The organism is Pseudomonas sp. NPDC090592, from assembly GCF_044769185.1.
Lineage (GTDB): Bacteria > Pseudomonadota > Gammaproteobacteria > Pseudomonadales > Pseudomonadaceae > Aquipseudomonas.
This window is the reverse complement of sequence record NZ_JBIVXJ010000026.1, coordinates 70,881-90,527: the sequence shown is the minus strand read 5'-3', so window position 1 is coordinate 90,527 and position 19,647 is coordinate 70,881. Positions and strand designations below refer to the sequence as shown.

Annotated in this window: 18 protein-coding genes; 12 read left to right on the top strand and 6 right to left on the bottom strand. The window is 62.8% G+C overall.

Annotated features, from left to right (window positions below):
• The first annotated feature begins 150 nt into the window (after nt 1-150).
• The 8 genes from cobT to ACIQUI_RS21260 all read left to right on the top strand — a co-directional run bounded on the left by cobT (nt 151) and on the right by ACIQUI_RS21260 (nt 6,235).
• Nucleotides 151-1,206, top strand: coding sequence for a nicotinate-nucleotide--dimethylbenzimidazole phosphoribosyltransferase (gene cobT / locus ACIQUI_RS21295; RefSeq protein WP_403202462.1), 1,056 nt, complete (start codon nt 151-153; stop codon nt 1,204-1,206).
• The gene (cobC, locus tag ACIQUI_RS21290; protein WP_403202460.1) at nt 1,203-1,769 is read left to right on the top strand and encodes an alpha-ribazole phosphatase family protein; all 567 of its coding nucleotides are present in this window, start codon (nt 1,203-1,205) and stop codon (nt 1,767-1,769) included. The genes cobT and cobC overlap by 4 nt, the downstream gene beginning before the upstream one ends.
• Before the next feature lies 1 nt (nt 1,770).
• A complete protein-coding gene (locus ACIQUI_RS21285) occupies nt 1,771-2,493 on the top strand; it encodes an adenosylcobinamide-GDP ribazoletransferase (RefSeq protein WP_403202458.1) in 723 nt (240 codons plus the stop codon).
• Nucleotides 2,494-2,670: 177 nt separating this feature from the next.
• Nucleotides 2,671-3,786, top strand: coding sequence for a glycoside hydrolase family 5 protein (locus ACIQUI_RS21280; RefSeq protein ID WP_403202468.1), 1,116 nt, complete (start codon nt 2,671-2,673; stop codon nt 3,784-3,786).
• A gap of 61 nt (nt 3,787-3,847) precedes the next feature.
• On the top strand, nt 3,848-4,252 hold the full coding sequence (locus ACIQUI_RS21275) for a MarR family winged helix-turn-helix transcriptional regulator (RefSeq protein WP_403202456.1): 405 nt from the start codon (nt 3,848-3,850) through the stop codon (nt 4,250-4,252).
• A gap of 63 nt (nt 4,253-4,315) precedes the next feature.
• Nucleotides 4,316-5,518, top strand: coding sequence for an MFS transporter (locus ACIQUI_RS21270; protein WP_403202453.1), 1,203 nt, complete (start codon nt 4,316-4,318; stop codon nt 5,516-5,518).
• Nucleotides 5,515-5,637, top strand: a complete 123-nt coding sequence (locus ACIQUI_RS21265; protein ID WP_403202451.1) for a hypothetical protein — start codon at nt 5,515-5,517, stop codon at nt 5,635-5,637. The genes ACIQUI_RS21270 and ACIQUI_RS21265 overlap by 4 nt, the downstream gene beginning before the upstream one ends.
• Before the next feature lie 46 nt (nt 5,638-5,683).
• Complete coding sequence (locus tag ACIQUI_RS21260; RefSeq protein ID WP_403202450.1) at nt 5,684-6,235, top strand: glutathione peroxidase; 552 nt, start codon at nt 5,684-5,686, stop codon at nt 6,233-6,235.
• 777 nt (nt 6,236-7,012) lie between these two features.
• On the opposite strand, the gene ACIQUI_RS21255 is transcribed toward ACIQUI_RS21260, so the two are convergent.
• Nucleotides 7,013-7,273: a DUF2798 domain-containing protein gene (locus ACIQUI_RS21255; protein ID WP_391124822.1), complete on the bottom strand. Its 261-nt coding sequence runs from the start codon at nt 7,271-7,273 to the stop codon at nt 7,013-7,015.
• Nucleotides 7,274-7,388: 115 nt separating this feature from the next.
• Between ACIQUI_RS21255 and ACIQUI_RS21250 the strand changes: the two genes are divergently transcribed.
• On the top strand, nt 7,389-8,318 hold the full coding sequence (locus tag ACIQUI_RS21250; protein WP_403202448.1) for a LysR family transcriptional regulator: 930 nt from the start codon (nt 7,389-7,391) through the stop codon (nt 8,316-8,318).
• Between the two features lie 42 nt (nt 8,319-8,360).
• Here ACIQUI_RS21250 and ACIQUI_RS21245 read toward each other — a convergent pair whose 3' ends face one another.
• The 3 genes from ACIQUI_RS21245 to ACIQUI_RS21235 form a co-directional block, all read right to left on the bottom strand.
• On the bottom strand, nt 8,361-9,626 hold the full coding sequence (locus ACIQUI_RS21245; RefSeq protein ID WP_403202446.1) for an OmpP1/FadL family transporter: 1,266 nt from the start codon (nt 9,624-9,626) through the stop codon (nt 8,361-8,363).
• Nucleotides 9,627-9,773: 147 nt separating this feature from the next.
• Complete coding sequence (locus ACIQUI_RS21240) at nt 9,774-10,256, bottom strand: hypothetical protein (protein ID WP_391124830.1); 483 nt, start codon at nt 10,254-10,256, stop codon at nt 9,774-9,776.
• A 249-nt stretch (nt 10,257-10,505) separates the two neighbouring features.
• Complete coding sequence (locus ACIQUI_RS21235) at nt 10,506-10,730, bottom strand: hypothetical protein (RefSeq protein ID WP_264309910.1); 225 nt, start codon at nt 10,728-10,730, stop codon at nt 10,506-10,508.
• Nucleotides 10,731-11,677: 947 nt separating this feature from the next.
• On the opposite strand from ACIQUI_RS21235, the gene ACIQUI_RS21230 reads away from it, so the two are divergent.
• Both ACIQUI_RS21230 and rmuC read left to right on the top strand, forming a co-directional pair.
• A complete protein-coding gene (locus tag ACIQUI_RS21230) occupies nt 11,678-12,091 on the top strand; it encodes a tetratricopeptide repeat protein (protein ID WP_403202443.1) in 414 nt (137 codons plus the stop codon).
• A gap of 293 nt (nt 12,092-12,384) precedes the next feature.
• Complete coding sequence (gene rmuC / locus ACIQUI_RS21225) at nt 12,385-13,755, top strand: DNA recombination protein RmuC (RefSeq protein WP_403202466.1); 1,371 nt, start codon at nt 12,385-12,387, stop codon at nt 13,753-13,755.
• On the opposite strand, the gene ACIQUI_RS21220 is transcribed toward rmuC, so the two are convergent.
• Nucleotides 13,727-17,200: a NahK/ErcS family hybrid sensor histidine kinase/response regulator gene (locus tag ACIQUI_RS21220; RefSeq protein WP_403202441.1), complete on the bottom strand. Its 3,474-nt coding sequence runs from the start codon at nt 17,198-17,200 to the stop codon at nt 13,727-13,729. The genes rmuC and ACIQUI_RS21220 overlap by 29 nt on opposite strands.
• A gap of 221 nt (nt 17,201-17,421) precedes the next feature.
• Nucleotides 17,422-18,600, bottom strand: a complete 1,179-nt coding sequence (locus tag ACIQUI_RS21215) for an MFS transporter (RefSeq protein WP_403202440.1) — start codon at nt 18,598-18,600, stop codon at nt 17,422-17,424.
• Nucleotides 18,601-18,850: 250 nt separating this feature from the next.
• On the opposite strand from ACIQUI_RS21215, the gene ACIQUI_RS21210 reads away from it, so the two are divergent.
• Nucleotides 18,851-19,582, top strand: coding sequence for a GntR family transcriptional regulator (locus tag ACIQUI_RS21210; protein WP_403202438.1), 732 nt, complete (start codon nt 18,851-18,853; stop codon nt 19,580-19,582).
• Nucleotides 19,583-19,647: the final 65 nt, after the last annotated feature.

The window sequence follows — 19,647 nt, the reverse complement described above, 5'->3', positions numbered from 1 at the left end:
CAACCATGGCCTGACAGGTTCGGCACGTTGCAACAAATGTGGGAGCGGGCTTGCCCCGCGAAGCGCCGCGCGGGCGGCGCTCGATCTCACAGGCACTGAAGATTCCCCGCCAAGCACCTAAAATTCTCAACTACCAACAGGCCCACGATCATGACCCAACCCTGGTGGCAAAACCCCTGCCAACCCCTCGACAACACCGCCATGGACCAGGCCCACGCCCGCCAGCAGCAACTGACCAAGCCCGCCGGTTCGCTTGGCCAGCTGGAAGGCCTCGCCATTCAGCTGGCAGGCCTGCAAGGGCGTGAGCGGCCGACGCTGGATCAGGTCGCCATCACCATTTTTGCCGGTGACCATGGCGTGGTCGAAGAGGGCATCTCGGCTTATCCGCAAGCGGTGACCGGCCAGATGCTGCGCAACTTCGTTGGCGGTGGCGCGGCGATCAGCGTGTTGTCGCGCCAGCTGCAAGCCAGCCTTGAAGTGGTGGATCTGGGTACTGTCGACCCTGATCTGCAGCTACCCGGCGTGCACCACCTGCGCCTGGGTGCCGGCACGGCCAACTTCGCCCGCCAGCCAGCCATGACGCAGGGGCAGCTGCAAGCTGCTTTGCAGGCCGGCCGCGACAGCGCCCTGCGCGCGGCCGAACAGGGGGCGCAGTTGTTCATCGGTGGCGAGATGGGCATTGGCAACACTACGGCCGCAGCAGCGTTGGCCAGCGTCCTCATGAACTGCCCGCCTGCTGAACTGAGCGGCCCGGGCACCGGCCTTGACAATGCGGGTGTGCGTCACAAGGCTGAGGTGATCGAGCGGGCGTTGAACCTGCATGGCCTGCGTGCTGAAGACCCCTTGCAGGCATTGGGTTGCGTGGGCGGTTTCGAGATCGCGGCCTTGGCCGGTGCCTACATCGGCTGTGCGCAGGCAGGTGTGGTAGTGCTGGTGGATGGCTTCATCTGCAGTGTCGCTGCACTGCTGGCGGTACGCCTCAACCCGCAGTGCCGGGCCTGGCTGCTGTTTGCCCACCAAGGTGCAGAGCCCGGGCACAAGGCTTTGCTCGCTGCGCTGCAGGCCGAGCCGTTACTGGCGCTGGGCCTGCGTTTGGGCGAAGGCAGCGGTGCTGCCCTGGCGGTGCCTCTGTTGCGCCTGGCCTGTGCGCTGCACGGGCAGATGGCGACCTTTGCCGAGGCCGCTGTAGCGGACCGCCCTGCATGATCCTTGACCTGCTGCGCCACGGTGAAACAGAGCAGGGTGGCCTGCGTGGCAGCCTCGACGATGCCTTGACCGACAAGGGCTGGGCGCAGATGCGTGGCGCTGTGGCTGAGGCCGGCCCGTGGCAGGTGCTGGTCAGCTCACCGCTGCAGCGCTGTGGGCGATTTGCCGATGAGCTGGGGGCGCAGTTGAATCTGCCGGTGCAGCGTGAGCCTGACTTGCAGGAGCTGCATTTTGGCGACTGGGAAGGCCGTAGCGCTGCGCAGATCATGGAAGACCAGGCCGATGCGCTGGGGCGCTTCTGGGCGGACCCCTACGGCTACACCCCGCCCAATGGCGAACCGGTGCAGGCATTCGCCGACCGAGTACTTGCTGCTGTCGAGCGTTTGAGCCGCCAGCATGCGGGTCAACGGGTGCTGCTGGTCACCCATGGCGGTGTGATGCGGTTGTTGCTGGCCCGGGCGCGTGGCTTGCCGAAGGAACAGTTGCTTCAGGTTGAAGTCGGGCATGGCGCGCTGGTGCGGCTGGTGATGAGTGAGGCCGGCCAGTTGGTCGAGGGGCGCTGACATGTTGCCGTTCTGGATTGCCTTGCAGTTTCTCAGCAGCCTGCCTGTGAGCCTGCCGGGCATGCCGGCCCCTCGCGAGTTGGGGCGTTCGCTGTTGTTCTACCCGCTGGTCGGGCTGCTGTTCGGCCTGTTGTTGTGGCTGGCCAGCCATCTGCTACAAGGCACGCCAGCACCGCTGCATGCCGCTTTGCTGCTGACCTTGTGGGTGCTGCTCAGTGGCGCCTTGCACCTGGACGGGCTAGCGGACAGCGCCGACGCCTGGCTAGGCGGTTTCGGCGACCGTGAGCGTACGCTGACAATCATGAAAGACCCGCGTAGCGGGCCGATTGCCGTGGTTACCTTGGTACTGGTGCTGCTGCTCAAGTTCTGCGCCTTGTGGGTGCTGGTTGAGCAGGGCATTGGCGCGCAATTGCTGCTGGCACCCGTGATCGGGCGGGCGGCGATGTTGGGCCTGTTCCTGTGTACACCTTATGTGCGGCCCGGCGGGTTGGGCCAGGCTCTGGCCGAGCATTTGCCCCGGCGCACAGCCGGGTGGGTGCTGCTGGGCAGTGCATGTTTTTGTCTGGTCTTGGGCGGGTGGGGCGTGGCGCTGGCGCTTGCGGTGTTTGCCTGGCTGCGGCATCTGATGTGCCGACGCTTGGGTGGGACTACCGGGGATACCGCTGGTGCGATGCTGGAGTTGCTTGAACTGGTCGTGATGCTGGGGATGGCGCTGGGCTTGTAGGCGAGCGGGGTTGTGCAGGCTGCAGAAACTTCCAGCAAAGGTGTCGGCAGTGAGCATTCGCGATTGCCAGCGTAATCTCGGCTTCCCATCCTTTGGCCAAGGAAATCCTTCATGCACCCCTGGATCCTCGCCAGTCTGTTGGCTCTTTTTGCCCCGCTGGCCACTGCTGCCGATCTCATCGAGTTCTGGAACACCCCTCGTCATGGCGGGAACAGTTTCAACCGGCTGCCTCCCGATCAAGCCTACTTCGACGCTTTGCGCCACTATGGCGCAACCTGGGTGCGGTTGTCCTATGACAAATGGCAACCGGCGAAGCGGGATTTTCTGCTGGGTGATGCCGATGCCTACCAAGGCTTGCCCGCAGCAGACCTGGCTACGTTGCGCGCCACCCTCGACCGCGCCCACCAGGCGGGGCTCAAGGTGGTCATTGCGCCACTCTCGCTACCTGGCATGCGCTGGTCGCAAAACAACCATGGCCATTTCGACGATCGCCTGTGGCAAGACAAACGCTACTGGTCCCAGGCTGCGGCCTTCTGGCGAGACATGGCGCGTGAACTGAAAGGCCACCCGGCAATCGGCGCCTACAACTTGATCAATGAGCCCGCACCGGAAAAGCAGGGTGGTCTGGACGAGCACGCTGACCTGGGGCAGATGCAGCAGTGGTATGCGCAAGAGCAGGGCGGTGCGCGCGATCTGCCCTTGTTGTACCGGCAACTGATAGCGGCCATTCGCGAGGAGGACACGGACACGCCGATCATGGTCGATGCCGGCTGGTATGCAGCGGCAGATGCGTTCGGCTATTGGCCAACCCCGCTTGAAGACCCGCGGGTGCTGTACAGCGTGCACATGTACGAGCCTTATGCCGCTACCAGTGCGCCTAACATGACGCGCAAACACCCCATCGCGTATCCCGGCCCTGTACCGTTCGCCGGGCAAACGCAGCAGTGGGATGGGCAACGGGTAAACCGCTACTTGCAACAGCCGCTGGCATGGGCCGATGCCATGGGGCTGCCGCGTTCGCGTCTGGTGGTAGGCGAATTCGGCTGTATGCGCAGGTTGCCGGGTTGTCGGCAATACCTGGAAGATGTCCTCAGCGTGCTGGATCGCCACCAGTTGCACTGGGCTTTTTATAGCTTCCGTGAAGACAGTTGGGACGGCATGGATTACGAGTTGGGCTCAGCCAAGGCGCCATGGCGCTATTGGCAGGCGATTGAGCAGGGTGTGCCAGACCCGTTGGTGCGCAAGGCAACGGCCGAGTTTGAGCCGATTCGAAAGCGCCTGAACCCGGACTGACGCTCATCGGCGAGCGTGAAACCTCTTGCAACACCTACGACGCGGGTATATACACGCAATCATGTTGACCAGTGAATGCATCTGCACCCATTTGCGTCGTGCCGCCCGTGGGGTGAGCCGGCATTACGACGAGGCCCTTGCCGGCTTCGGGGTCAATGTCGCGCAGTATTCGCTGCTTAGGCATCTGCAACGGCTCGACCGCCCCAGCATCACCACCTTGGCCGAGGCCATGGGCCTGGAGCGCAGTACCCTGGGCCGCAACTTGCGGGTGCTGGAGGCGCAAGGGCTGGTGGTCTTGGCCGATGGTGACGACCAGCGTAACCGCGTGGTGCTGCTGACCGAGGCAGGAACGCAACTACTGCGTGCCGCGCATCCGGCCTGGGAACAAGCCCAGATCGAACTGGTGGAGCGGTTGGGGGCAGGGCAGCGGGATGAACTGGTGCGGCTGTTGGACCAGTTGTCCTGAATTGATACGACTATAAGCGGGTATATACCCGCAAAACCTTGCGATGTGCTGGAGATAACGACAATGACTTCGGTGTGGCGAACCAGCGGGTGGGTATTGGTGGGGGCGGCGTTGATCCTGGCGCTGTCCTTGGGTGTACGGCACGGCTTTGGCCTGTTTCTGGCGCCGATGAGCGCCGATTTTGGCTGGGGGCGTGAGGTGTTCGCCTTTGCCATTGCCCTGCAAAACCTGATCTGGGGGCTGGCGCAACCGTTCGCCGGTGCCTTGGCCGACCGTATGGGGGCGGCCCGGGTGGTGATTATCGGCGGCATTCTCTACGCCGTCGGCTTGATCTTCATGGGCATGGCCGACTCTGCCTGGTCGTTGTCGCTCAGTGCCGGTTTGCTGATCGGTATCGGCCTGTCCGGCACGTCGTTCTCGGTCATCCTCGGCGTGGTCGGGCGTGCAGTGCCGGCAGAGAAGCGCAGCATGGCCATGGGCATTGCCAGCGCCGCCGGTTCGTTTGGCCAGTTCGCCATGCTGCCGGGCACGCTTGGCCTGATCCAGTGGCTGGGCTGGTCGGCAGCGTTGTTGGTGCTGGGGCTGATGGTGGCGTTTATCGTGCCCTTCGTCGGCCTGCTGCGCGACCGCCCGCTGCCCAGCCATGGCGTCGACCAGACCTTAGGCCAGGCGCTGCGCGAGGCGTGCTCGCACTCCGGCTTCTGGTTGCTGGCGCTGGGTTTCTTCGTGTGCGGTTTCCAGGTGGTATTCATTGGCGTGCACCTGCCGGCTTACCTGGTTGATCAGCACCTGGCCGCTACTACTGGTACCACGGTGCTGGCGTTGGTCGGCTTGTTCAACATCGTTGGCACCTTCACTGCTGGCTGGTTGGGCGGGCGCATGTCCAAGCCGCGCTTGCTCACTGGGCTGTATCTGTTGCGTGCGGTGGTGATCGTGCTGTTCATCTGGGCGCCAGTCAGCGAGTTCAGCGCCTATCTGTTTGGTATTGCCATGGGCCTGCTGTGGCTCTCGACGGTGCCGCTGACCAATGGCACCGTGGCGACGGTGTTCGGGGTACGTAACCTGTCGATGCTCGGCGGTATCGTCTTCCTGTTCCACCAGCTAGGGGCCTTCCTTGGTGGCTGGTTGGGCGGGGTGGTTTACGACCGTACTGGCAGCTACGACCTGGTCTGGCAGATTTCCATCCTGCTCAGCCTGCTGGCCGCAGCGCTCAATTGGCCGGTGCGCGAGCGGCCGGTCGCTCGGCTACAGGCCCAAGCGGCATGAACCGCTACCTGGCTCGCGGGCTGCTGGCCCTTGCCGCGTTGGCGCTGTTGGCGCTGGCGTGGTGGGGCTGGCACCAGGGAGGGATGGCGTTGATGCAACTGGGCATGAGTGTTTGTTAGGCGCTACCCTGCTAGCTCAAGGATTGTCTTGCGGGAGGAACGAATCATGCGTGCACATTGGTTGACGGTGCCTGTGCTGGCCCTGCTTGCCTGTACATCGAACTGGGCTGCCGATTGCCCGGCATTATTGCAGGGCAGCCTGCCGGAATTGCGTGGCAAGGGGCAGGTTGACCTGTGCCAGCGCTTTGCGGGCAAGCCGCTGGTAGTGGTCAATACGGCCAGTTATTGCGGTTTTGCACCGCAGTTCGAGGGGCTTGAGGCGACGTACAAGGAATATCACGAGCAAGGTCTTGAGATGCTTGGCGTGCCGTCCAATGACTTCAAGCAGGAGGACGCCGACAGCGAGAAGACAGCCAAGGTTTGTTATGCCAACTACGGCGTCACTTTCACCATGACCAAGACCCAGGCGGTTCGGGGCAAGGATGCGATACCGTTGTTTGCTGGGTTGGCCAGCCAGAGTAGTGCGCCGAAGTGGAACTTCTACAAGTATGTGGTGGACCGTAAGGGTAAGGTGATTGGCAATTTCTCCAGCCTGACCAAGCCGGATGACCCCGAGTTCAGGGCCGCAATCGAGAAGGCCATCGCTTCGCAGCAGTAAGGCATCGCTCTGACTGCTCTTGCTCTTGCTCTTGCTTCGGCTTTTGCTTTTGCTTTTGCTTCTAAGCGCGCGATAGTTCAGGCGCCGCAAATTGCGACTTCAGGAGGCCGAGCGAAGGGATTGCGGAGGGAGGTGACGGGCATGGATGCCCGTCAAGCGCTGAGGCCCCATGGATGGGGCCTGCAGCGCGTACTCCCGGGAGCAAGCCCGTAGCGAGGGGACCCCGGAGCGAAGCGTAGGGGCCGGATGATGGGAGCCAGCCTTTTTTGGTTACTTTTTGGGGCGTTTGCCAAAAAGTGACCCGCCGTAAGGGCGGAAGGGTGACTGAGCGCCACCTGCGCGAATGAATACCTACTCGATGTGAAAGCCCACATCCAAGAAGCAAGAAGCAGGATTCGGCTGTTTTGGATCAGCGAACAGTCCATTTGCGATGGCGACGCTGACTCACCTTTTCGCCCTTACGGCGAGTCACTTTTTGTCAAACGCGACAAAAAGTAACCAAAAAACGCTGCGCTCCCATCATCCGGCCCCTACGCTGCGCTCCGGGGTTCCCTCGCTACGGGCTTGCTCCCGGGAGTGCGCGCTGCAGGCCCCATCCATGGGGCCTCAGCGCTTGACGGGCATCCATGCCCGTCACCTCCCTCCGCAAGCCCTCCGCTCGGCCTCCTGAAGTCGCGAAGATCAAGATCAAGATCAAGATCAAAAGCCAGATCAAAAGCCAGATCAAAAGCCAGATCAAGATCAAGGGCGGGAGGGGCGGTGTTTGCTGTTGTTAATTCACTTTGCATGCACCGTAATCGCCACCAACCGCACCACCACCGGCCTGACCATCAGCACGCATACAAACGCTACCGGCATCGCCAACTGGTAAGCCTTCAATACGTTACTCAGATACTCCGGGTTGACCCCGGCATTCGCCGCTGTGATCACGAAGCACATCAACAACGCCATGATCGACGACATATAGAACGCGAAAACATAGGGCGTGGCGCCAGGGTGTAATTTGCGTCGGCTGCGCGACTGGGAAAGGTTGCTCATGCGAACTCCTGAAAGGTAAGTGGACGCGCAGGTTAGCAAGCCGTTCGGCCGCAACTGTAGACCAGCCCTATTGAGTTCTTTATAAAGAAATTCTTACGAATGCATGGGCTCACACATGGACCTGCTCAACGCCATCCGCAGTTTCATCAAGGTTGTCGAAGCCGGCAGCATTGCCGCTGGTGCACGCAACCTGGGCCTCAGCCCGGCAGCCGTCAGCCAGAACCTGGCAAGGCTGGAAAGCCATTTACAGGTGCGCCTGCTCAGTCGCACCACACGCAGCATGGCGCTTACCTCCGCCGGCACGCAGTATTACGAGCGCGTAAAGCACATCGAGCGCGACCTGGCTCTGGCCGAGCAGGCAGTCACTACCCCTGAAAGTGAACCCCAAGGCCGGCTGTGCATTGCCTCGACCTCCGCCTTTGGTCGCCACGTCCTGGCGCCCCTGATACCCGCGTTCAGTGCCCGTTATCCACTCCTTTCGATAGAGTTGGTAACGACTGATCGTCGCGTCAACCATGCCCGCGAAGACGTCGACGTAAGCCTGCGCATCACCCCGCAACTGGAGGACCAGTTGCTGGCCCGGCATATCGCCCGAATCCCGTTCATTTGCTGCGCCTCACCCGGCTACCTGCAGAACGCTGGCGTGCCGGCCACGCCCGAGGCGTTGCGCGAGCACCGCTGCCTGGTATTCCGCTACCCCGTGGACGGGCGCTTTCTGCGCTGGGGCTTCATGCGCGACGGGCTGCGTTTCGAGGCAGAGTTTGGCAGCGTATTGATCAGTGATGACATCGACGCGCTGACCCAAATGGCCCTGCACGATGGCGGCATCACACGCCTGGCCGAATTCATCGTGCGGCCACACCTTGCATCCGGCGCGCTGGTGCCGTTGTTCGAATACAGCGACAGCGGCCAGGCCTACGCCCAGACCGAGCCCATGGATATCTACCTGTGCCTGGCAGACCGCTTTGCCATGACCGCCAAGGTGCGCGTGTTCATGGACTACCTGCGCGAGTGCCTGGGCGACAGCTGGCAGGTACAGGCATGAAAAAACCGCCACAAGGGCGGTTTTTTGTGTGGTGCATACGAATCAGAAACGGTAGGTGAGGGATGCACCGATACCGTGAGCGCTGTTCTCGTACTTGGCCTGGTAGCTGCCCTTGGTTGCACTTACCTGATTGACCTTGGTGTCTTCTTCCCACAGATAGGAGTAAGCCACGTCGATGGTCATATCGTCGTTCGGGCTCCAGCCAGCACCCAGGCTGAACACTTTGCGGTCCCCAGTCGGGATGCGTGGCGAACGGTCGTGGTTGTTGGTCGGCGACTGGTCGACGGTGAAGCCGGTGCGCAGCACCCACTCCTTGTTGACTTTGTACGACGCGCCAATGGCGTGAGCCCAGGTGTCGTGCCAGTTCTGCTCTTCGCTGATGGTCTGGAACGCCGAACCTGCCAATGGCGCCGGGACATCGTTTTGCACGGTGATGTCTTTCAGGCGGCTCCAGCGCGTCCAGGTGCTACCTGCGTACAGGGTCCACTGGTCGTCCAGTTCATGGGTAACCGAAAGGTCGACGGACTCAGGCGTCTTGATCTTCAGGCTGGCATCGAACTTGTTGCCGTTGAACGGCCCGATCAGCGGGGTGCTGACGCGGGTCTTGCCCTCGAGCTTGTAGTCGACCATCGAGTGGTAGGTCAGGCCGACGCGGGTGCGATCGGTGGCCTGTACCAGAAGGCCGATGTTGTAACCAACGGCGGTATCGTCGCCTTTGATCTTCACTTCGCCATCATTACGGCCTGGGGTGAACGGGTTGATCAGGCTCGAGCCAAGTTCACCCTTGATGCGGTTGATGGTCGGGCCGAAACCGATCGAGACCTTGTCGTTGAAGGCGTAGCTGACGGTTGGCTGGAAGGTGACCACCTCGACGTGGCTTTTCTTGCCCCAGTAGCGTGCGGCGTCATCGCTGCCGTAGTCGGTTACCAGGCCGAACGGTACGTAGACACCGAAGCCGACGCTCCAGTGATCGTCGATCGGCTTCACGTAGTAGCCCATGGGCACGCCCACGAACGGCACCATGTCACCATCGGTTTCCCCCCCGAGGTTGCTGCCCCGGCCCGAGATGTCGGACTTGGCGATGACGGCGGCGCCGCCCACGGTGAATTGTTCGCGTTTGAGGCGGGACATGCCGGCCGGGTTGCCAAACACGGTGCTGGCATCTTCGGCAGAAGAAGAACGTCCCGCGAAACCTGTCCCCATGCTGCTGATGCTCTGTTCGTTCAGCGCAAAGCCGCTGGCGAGCAGTTGGCTGGAAGCAAGAGCAACGGCCATGCCGAGGGAGGTTTTGAGCATTACTTTTTTCATTATTAGAAAACTCCTTGGGATCTCCGGGGCGAAAAGCTACCAACAAATCAAGCGCTGCGCTATAGCCTCAATCGCAGGAGTTAGAGCGGTTTTGTAGGACAATCCGACCAAAATTCCCTTTTTTCCGGTTTTGTTGTAGGACGCGTCTTAAGATGCCTGTGGCAATCTCTGATCTATGCAGGTATGCCAGGCGTGGGTGAAGTCGCGAAGGCGACCCTGGGGGTTGAAAATCTGTCGCCAGATGCGCGCCAGCGCCAGTAAATCGTCGGCAGCTGGCAGCGGCGTGGCCTGCTCTTCGACGAGCATCCAGGCAATGGCGGTGGAGTAGCGCAGGTTGACGGTAAGCTCCAGGTGCGGGCCGCCCAGGAAGGCGTGCTGGCTGGCGAGGCCGCGTACCAGGCTGGCCAGGTCGGGATCACGGGCCAGGTAGTCATCCCACAGTGCCTGGTGGCGATGTTCGCCAATGCGGTAAAGGCCGTGCCCACGTCGGTCGTGCAGGGCTGAACCCAGTGCCGACTGGCTGGCGGCGATGCCCAGCAACAAAGCCTCGGCGCTGGCGCACTGACGGTTCAGGTAAACCAGGGTGGGTCGGATCACATACTGACACAATTCATTCGCCGCGATACCCATGATGCCCTCGAGCAGGTAAGGGCCGGACGGGCGCTGGAGCTTGGCAGCTGGTGAATGATCAGGCCCGCCGGAAGCGGCAAGCACCGCTCGAGTTGAAGTGTAGTGTGATAATCGTGGTGTAAAGGGCTGTTTTTAAATCGATTGCTGCCTGACGTGCCGGGCTATATGCCCTAAGGCAATTACGCCAGGAACGTTCAGGCAGGCTGGCGATGGGATGATTCAGCGCTTGAATACCGCAGTATTCGCCGCTCACGCAGTGAGCGACTGGCGGGTCCGGGCGATGACCGCCTGCAGCGGTTCTTTGCGGCTGTACTGTTCAGGGTACAGGCGCTCGGTGTGGCAGGCGACGCCGTGTTCGTCTACCAGGGTAAAGCTGAAGCTGCCCTTGCGTGGGGCAACGATAAGGCACTTCAACGGCGAGAAGGCCTGGGAGAGGGTGCCAATGGCAGCCTGAATCTGATGATGAGTTTGCATATTGTTGGAGGTTCCTGCTTTAAACACGGGGGTTATGATCCGTGCATGATAGAAACGTTCCAGTGACGCCTTTATTAAGGGACGAACGAACCTGACTGGAACAGGGCAGCCAGAGGGAGCGCAATCAAATGTGGGCGCTTGGGCTGACTGGTAGGTACTTCGGAAGGCAGGCAGCACACCGGGGCCAAGGTTCTAGGCCGTCGGGTGGAATCCTGATCAATCTGTCACGTGATTCGTGCTTGAACAGCGCGAGGCTGGCGAGGGAATCATCGAAGGGGCCGGTCCTGTTTTCAGCAGTGCCACTCTTGGGAGGAGCGGGGCTGCAAGGACATTATGGCCAAAATTGACTTTCAGCTTGGTACTAACGAGGCGCACCTTACTGGAAAGGCGAGCGTTTGGCAAGCGCTACGTTTGTTCAGGTGAGCCGCGCAGTATGGCGTGTATTCGCGTCGCTGTGAAGAGGGGCAAATCGCCCGTATCCAGCCTGATGTGCCCATTTCGTGCAGCCGAATGGCGGTTTATGGTGCACTTGTTCACATTCGGGGCAGCAGTTGTAACGGGCCGGCAACACGCTTCGAACGCCCTGCCAATGCCTTGACTGGGCGGTTAAGTCAATGAAAAAAAACACTATTTTTAGCTGGTGAAAAAATCGTCAGTTTGACACGAAGCCCCAATTCACGGGGCTTTGCGGGGTGTGTGAGGGGGTTGTCCACCGAGTTATCCACAGGAACTGTGGATTGTCCCAAGCGTTTGCTCTAGGACGGGCGTGCCAGCATGACGGTGAACTGTCCGACAATCGAAATGCTCCGACAGACCGGCTGGTCATCCCTTCGAAAACGTCAAGAAAAGATCATTTAAAATTTTTTCAATTCTCCACAAATCGACAGGCCGGGGCGGAAAAAAAAGAGTAGAGTGGCGCGCCTTTCGAGTTGCCAAACCTGTTGCTCATGAAGTTCCGCAGTAAACACCTCGCCAGCACTGCTACATCGACGCCTGCGCCCAAACGCTTTTCCTTGAAAGTTGCCTTGTGGCTGCTCGACAGCCCGCGCCTGGGCGACAAGCCGCAGGTCAAGCACCTGGCCGGGCGCCTGCTGAAGCAGCCGGCACGCCAGGGCGTGGTGGTTGCACAAAGCCGCCTGGGGCAGATGCTGTGCCGCGACTGCGGCAATGCCCGTGACCGGCGTATCGGCCATGAACTGCTGCGCCAGGCCGCCCGTGGCGGGGATCGTCGGGCGCAACTGGAGTACGCACGGCTATGCCAGCACAGCGAGCCGGAGCAGGCGCGGTATTGGCTGGAGCAGGCAGCGGGGCAGGGCTCGCAGGAAGCCCGACGGGTGTTGCGGCAGTGGTTTCCTGGCTGAGCCTGGTGGCCTGTGCGGGCCTCTTCGCGGGCATGCCCGCTCCCACAGGAGTCCTGCGTTTTCTGGGTTAGGCGCACTACCTGTGGGAGCGGGCATGCCCGCGAAGAGGCCAGCACAGGCAACACCCCAGCCAGGCTGATAAGCTGCACTCAATTTGCAACAGAGCGATCGGGGTAAGCATGACAGTGGATCTGGCCAGCATTCTGCTGGGCTTGGTGGCAGGTGCATTACCCTGCCTGGGGTGGGTCATGCAGGTGCAGCGCCGCCAGGGCGCACGACAAGGCGAACAGGCCTTGCTCGAAGAGCGCCTCAACGCAGCCCAGCTGGCCCAGGCGGGCCTACAGGCGCAGATGGAGGCGAGCCGCGATGAAGTCAGCGACCTCAGCGAAGCCAACGCCGTCAAGCAGGCCCAGCTTGCCGCCCAGGGCCGCGAACTGGAGCTGCTGCAGATCGACCGCGATAACGCCCGTGACGCTGCGCATGCCTGGAGCCTGGAGCGCGCCAATCGTGAAGCCGAGCTGCGCCGCCTGGAGGCGCAGGCCGCGCGCGTTGAGGCCGAGCTGCGCGAGCAGCAGGAAAGCCACCAGCAACGCCTGGATGACCTGCAGGAGGCCCGCGACACGCTACGGGCCCAGTTTGCCGACATGGCCACCAAGATCTTCGACGAGCGCGAGCAGCGCTTCGCCCAGACCAGCCAGCAGCACCTGGGCCAGTTGCTCGACCCGCTCAAGGAGCGCATCCAGTCCTTCGAAAAACGCGTTGAAGAAAGCTACCAGCAGGAAGCTCGCGAACGCTTTTCCCTGGGCAAGGAGCTGGAGCGCCTGCAACAGCTCAACCTGCGCCTGTCCGATGAGGCGACCAACCTCACCCAGGCCCTGAAGGGCCAGAAAACCCAAGGCAACTGGGGCGAGCTGATTCTCGAGCGGGTGCTGGAACATGCCGGCCTGGAAAAGGGCCGCGAGTACCAGACCCAGGTGAGCCTGAAAAGCGCTGACGGCGAACGTTTCCAGCCCGATGTGCTGATCATGCTGCCCGGCGACAAGCAGGTGGTGGTGGATGCCAAGGTCAGCCTCACGGCGTATCAGCAGTATGTCGCCGGCAACGACGAGGTTGCACTCAAGCAGCACGTGCAGTCGCTGCGCAGCCACGTCAAAGGCCTGTCGAGCAAGGACTACAACCGCCTCGAAGGCCTGCACAGCCTGGATTTCGTGCTGCTGTTCGTGCCCATCGAGGCAGCCTTTTCCGCGGCCCTGCAGGCCGAGCCGAACCTGTTCCAGGAAGCCTTCGACCGGCAGATCGTCATCGTCAGCCCCACTACCTTGCTGGCTACCTTGCGGGTGATCGACAGCCTGTGGAAGCAGGAGCGCCAAGGCCAGAACGCCCGGGAAATTGCCGAGCGCGCCGGCTGGCTGTACGACAAGTTCGTGCTGTTCATCCAGGACCTGGACGAGCTGGGCAGCCGCCTGCAGCAGGTGGACAAGGCCTACGCCGCTGCCCGCAACAAGCTGTGCGAAGGGCGCGGCAACCTGGTCAGCCGCAGCGAACAGCTGAAGCTACTGGGCGCCCGCGCCAGCAAGAGCCTGCCGGCAGACTTGCTGGAGCGGGCACTTTCCGACGAGGTGCCGGACGCAGCCCTTACTGAACCTGGCTCAGATGGCGATTGAGCAGGGCGCGCAGGGCCGCCGGCTTGACCGGCTTGGCCAGGTAGTCCAGCCCGGACGCATGCACCATGGCGATGGTTTCCTTGCTGCCGTCGGCACTGATCACCACACCTGGCACCGGTTCAGCCAAGCGCGCACGTAGCCAGCCCATCAGCCCGGTGCCAGTCTCGCCGTCGTCCAGGTGGTAATCCACCAGCGCCAGGTGCGGGCGCATGCTCTTGGCCAGCAAGGCCTCGCATTCGGCCTGGTTGCGTGCAGTCCATACCTGGCAACCCCAGCGGCTGAGCAGGCTGTTCATGCCGATCAGGATGCTGTCTTCGTTGTCCACGCACAGCACTTGCAGGCCGGCCAGCGGCTGGCCACCCTGTTCAACCGGGGCGCTTGGCGCCGGGGCGGCCTGACGGGCAATCGGCACGCTGACACGGAACACCGTGCCCTTGCCCGGCCATGACCGCACTTCCAGCCGGTGCCCCAGCACCCGGCACAAGCCGTCGGCGATCGCCAGGCCCAGGCCCAGGCCTTTTTCGGCGCGGGTCTGGTGGCTGTCCAGGCGTTTGAATTCCTGGAAGATCACCTGCAGCTTGTCGTCGGCAATACCGGGGCCGCGGTCCCACACCTCAAGCCACAGCCGCTCGCCCTGGCGGCGCGCGCCCAGCAGGATCGGGCTCTTGCCGTAGCGCAGGGCATTGGTGAGGAAGTTCTGCAGTACCCTGCGCAGCAGCTTCATGTCGCTGTCCACCCGCAAACGGCTGCCACGCAGGCGGAACTCCAGGCCTTTTTCGGCGGCCAGTACCTTGAATTCTGCCCCCAGGGTGTCGAACAGCTCGTTGAGGGCGAAGGGCTTGGCATCCGGGGTGATCTTGCCGTTTTCCAGGCGCGAGATGTCCAGCAGGTCGCTGATCAGCTCTTCGGCCGAGCGCAGCGAGCTGTCCATGTGCTGCACCAGTTGCCGGGCCTCATCGTTCATGCCCTCGGCCTGCTGCGACAAGGCGGCGGAGAACAGCCGAGCCGCGTTCAACGGTTGCATCAGGTCATGGCTGACAGCCGCCAGAAAGCGGGTTTTGGACTTGCTTACCGCTTCGGCCTGGCTCTTGGCTTCGGACAATGCCTGGTTCAGCTGCGACAGTTCGTGGGTACGCTCTGCCACCCGTTGCTCCAGGCCTTCGTTGGCATCGCGCAGGGCCTGCTCGGCCTCGCGGAACGGGGTGATGTCGGTAAAGCTCATGACGAAGCCGCCGCCTGGCATCGGGTTGCCGATCAGCTCGATCACCCGGCCATTGGGGAACAGCCGTTCGGAGGAATGCGCCCGGCCCTGTCGCATCCAGTGCAGGCGCCGTGCCACATGCACCTGCGCTTCGCCAGGGCCGCACAGGCCGCGCTCGGCGTTATAGCGGATGATGTCGGCAATCGGCCGGCCTACGCTGATCAGCCCGTCAGGGTAGTTGAACAGCTCCAGATAGCGCCGGTTCCAGGCCACCAGGTGCAGGTTCTGGTCGACCACGCTGATGCCCTGGTTGATGTTCTCGATGGCGCCTTGCAGCAGGGCGCGGTTGAACTGCAGCACCTCGCTGGCTTCGTCGGCGATGCGCACCACGTCTTCCAGCTGCATGTCGCGGCCTTCGATGGCGGCTTTGACCACGGCGCGGGTCGAGGAGGTGCCCAGTACCCCTGCCAGCAGGCGCTCGGTGTGCTCGATCCAGTCGCCATCGGCATTCTGGTTGGGGTTGAACCCTTTGCCCTGGCGGTAGGCGAAGCGGATGAAGCTCTGGCGCGCGCGCTCTTCGCCGACAAAGCGCGAGGCCAGGGTCAGCAGGTCGTCGATCTGCACCGCCAGCAGCGGCTTGCTGCTGGGCCGCGCGGTTTGCTGGCCAATGAAGCGGCCGGCCTGCCAGTGCTCGGAAACCCGTGTACGCGACAGCACCGAGACCCAGGCAAACAGGGTGAAGTTGCCCGCCAGTGACAGCACCACGCCCTGGGTCAGCGGGCTGATCGGCAGGTTCAGCGGGTTGCCGTGCAGCCACGCCAGCCCCGGGAACAGTTGCAGCGACCAGCCCAGGCTATGCGCGGCAATCGGCAGCACCAGGGTGTAGAACCACAGGAAGATACCTGCGGCCAGGCCGGCGAACACGCCGCGGCGGTTGGCCTGCTTCCAGTACAGCGCCCCGAGCATGGCCGGGGTGAGCTGGGTGACGGCGGCGAAGGCGATCTGGCCAATGGTCGCAAGGCTTGCGGTGGAGCCCAGCAGGCGGTAGCTGACATACGCCAGCAGCAGGATCACCACGATGGTTACCCGGCGCACCGACAGCATCCAGTGGCGGAACGCTTCAAACGGCCGCTCGGCGTTGTTGCGGCGCAGCAGCCAGGGCAGCAGCATGTCGTTGGACACCATGGTCGACAGCGCCACGGCCTCGACGATGACCATGCCGGTGGCTGCCGAAGCGCCGCCAATGAATGCCAGCAGGGCCAGGCTCGGGTGCGCCTCGGCCAGCGGCAGGCTGATGACGAACGAGTCGGAAATCACCGTGCCCGGCAGCAGCATCTGCCCGGCCAGGGCAATCGGCACCACGAACAGCGCCGCCAGTGCCAGGTACATCGGGAACACCCAGCGCGCCAGGCGCATGTCCTGGGGTTCGATGTTCTCCACCACGGTGACGTGGAACTGCCGCGGCAGGCAGATGATCGCCATCATCGCCACGGCGGTTTGCACCACCATCGACGGCCAGTTGATGGTTTCTTGCCAATAGTCCTGCAAGTGGATCGACTGGCGGGCCTGGTTGAACAGGTCGTCGAAACCGTCATACAAGTTGAAGACCACGAAAATGCCCACGGCCAGGAACGCCAGCAGCTTGATCAGTGACTCGAAGGCAATCGCCAGCACCATGCCGCGGTGGTGCTCGGTCACGTCCAGGCTGCGCGTACCGAACACGATGGCGAACAGCGCCAGCACCAGCGATACCACCAGCGCGGTGTCCTGCACGCGTGTGCCGGTGGCGTCGGCGTTGGCGCCGATCAACAGATTCACGCCCAGCACGATGCCTTTGAGCTGCAAGGCAATGTACGGCAGCACGCCGATCAGGCAGATCAGCGCCACCACCACCGCCAGGCTTTGCGACTTGCCGTAGCGCGCAGCGATGAAATCGGCGATCGAGGTGATGTTCTGCTGCTTGCTGATCAGCACCATCTTCTGCAGCACCCAGGGCGCGAAGACCAGCAGCAGCACCGGGCCCAGGTAGATCGGCAGGAACGCCCAGAGCTGTTCGGCGGCCTGGCCGACCGCGCCGAAGAAGGTCCAGCTGGTGCAGTACACGGCCAGCGACAGGCTGTACACCCAGGCACGCAGCTTCGGCGGCAACGGCGTGCTGCGGCGGTCGCCATAGAAGGCGATGGCGAACATGACGGCCATATAGGCCAGGGCGACCACGGCGATCAGCCCGCTGGACAACGACATGAAGACTCCGAAGCAAAAAAGGTAACGCGGTCCCGATCAGTCAGTCTGGCACGCAGGCGCTGCTTCGTCAGCGCCGACGATAGTCGCAGCGGCAGGTGGTCGCAGGCCTGTACGGGCCTCTTCGCGGGCATGCCCGCTCCCACAGGTTCAATGCAAGTCTTGAAGCCAGTGATAACCCTGTGGGAGCGGGCGTGCCCGCGAAGAGGCCATTACAGCCAACATCAACCCCTGCGGGTACCCAGCCCGTAAAACACCCCCGCCAGTATCACCGACAACACCAGCAGGTAGAAGATCGCCCCCGGCCACAAATGCACCAGGGCAAACCCCACCATCACCGGCCCCAGCGCCGCCCCCAGGTTGGACAGGTTCTGCGCTCCGTAATACACCCCGCGCAGCTGCTCCGGTGCAATCAGGTCGATGAACATGTACTCGGCCGGAATCACGATGATCTCGCCCAGCGTGAACACCAGCATCGCCAGGCACCACGCCAGAACCGAGCCCGCCAATGAAAACCCCAGCAGCCCGGCAATGAACAGGCCCATGCCCGCCAGCAACCAGGGCATCAGGCGCTGCCGGCTGATACGCCGGCCGATCAGGTACTGCAAGGCAATCACCGTGACCGCGTTGGTGGTGACCAGATAGCCCACCAGCCGTGCGGCCTCGGCCGGGCTGGTGGTCACCACCAGGTACTGCGACAGATAGGCGGTGAACTGGCCGAACACTACTGCGCTCAGCACCCCGCCCAGGGTAAAGCACACCAGCCGCCGGTCCCGGGCCAGCCCCATGACCACCTGGCCGAAACCTGCACCGGGTTTGTCGGCTACGCCGGCTTCCAGGCTGCGGTCGCCCAGGCGCCAGTAGGCCAGGCACATGCCCAGGCCAAGCAGGGCCGAGGCAATGAACGGCATGTGGTCGTCCAGCTCCAGCATGGCCACGCCCAGCAACGGGCCTGCGGCGTAGCCGACGTTGCTGAGGGTGTACTTGATGGCGAACACTTCAGCCCGTTCCTCCACCGGCAGCAAGGCGCAAAAGCCCGCCTTGGCGGCGATGTCGACCACTGCCAGGGCCAGGTTGATCAACACCAGGCACAGGAAGAACAGCAACGCCGAACGGCTGGCGACAGCGCCGACGAAGGCCAGCGCGAACAGCAAGGTGCTGGCGCTGACCAGCGTGTGGTTGCGCAAGGTGTCGACCAGGTGGCCGCCATACAGGCTCAGCAGCGAGGCGATGATCAGCGCGCCGCCGATCAGCAGGCCGATCTGGCTGATCGGCAGCTGGAAGTTGTCGGCCAGGTACACCACCAGATAGGGCAGGGTGAGGGCACGGGCGACGGTGAGGGTGAAGGTGGTAGTGAGCAGCAGGCGAACGGTGTGCGGGTAGCGCTTGATGGCGGCGAGCATTGCCACGTCCTTGTTGTTCTGGTTTGCCGGGCTCAAGCATATGCCAACAGTGGCCTGCTGCGCAGGCCATTCGCGGGCATGCCCGCTCCCACAGTTAGTGCGCCGATGCGAAGACTGTGGGAGCGCGCGCGCCCGCGAAGAATCCCATGCGGAGTTCTCGACAGGTGGAGGATTGACAGCCTGCCGGCCACGCGGAATACTCTGCCAAAATTCATATATATGTTTATATAACAAGACGAGAGCGAGACCCATGCACCCATTGACCGGTGATGCTCGACTGCCCCGCTACCAACAGCTGCGCGACCACCTGGTCGAGCAGATCGCCAATAACCGCTGGCGCCCGGGCGAGGCGATCCCGACCGAAGCTGCCCTGGCCACCGAGTTCGACATGTCGGTCGGCACCGTGCGCAAGGCCGTCGATGTGCTGGTGGCCGAAGGCGTGCTGGAGCGTCAGCAGGGCCGCGGCACCTTCATACGCCGCCCGCAGTTTCAGTCTTCGCTGTTCCGCTTCTTCCGCTTCGAGGCCGCCAATGGCGAGCGTGTAGTGCCGCAAAGCCGCATCCTCTCCATCGAGCCGCTGGCGGCGCCATCGGCGGTGGCCGAGGCCCTGGGCTTGCCGGTGGAAGCCGAAGTGATCCGCATTGTCCGTACCCGACTGCTCGGCGCTCAACCGGTGCTGGCCGAAGAAATCTGGCTGCCGCGCCAGACCTTCCAGCCGTTGCTGGACGTGGACCTGAACAGCAAGGGCCCGCTGCTGTACCCGATCTACGAAGAATTGTGCGGTCAGGTAGTGGCCTATGCCGAAGAAACCCTCACCGCCGAAGCGGTCGACGCGGTGCATGGCCGTTTGTTGCAACTGCCGGCTGACAGCCCGGTGGTGGTGATCGAGCGTCTGGCCCGTGACTACGCTGGCAAGCCGCTTGAGTGGCGCCGCTCGCGCGGCCATGCGCAGCACTTCCGCTACCGCATCGACATCCGCTAAGCCGGCCGCGTCACCCTTGTACCTGCCTGCGCCGTGCTGCCACGGCGCAGTGGCTTCGCCTGCCC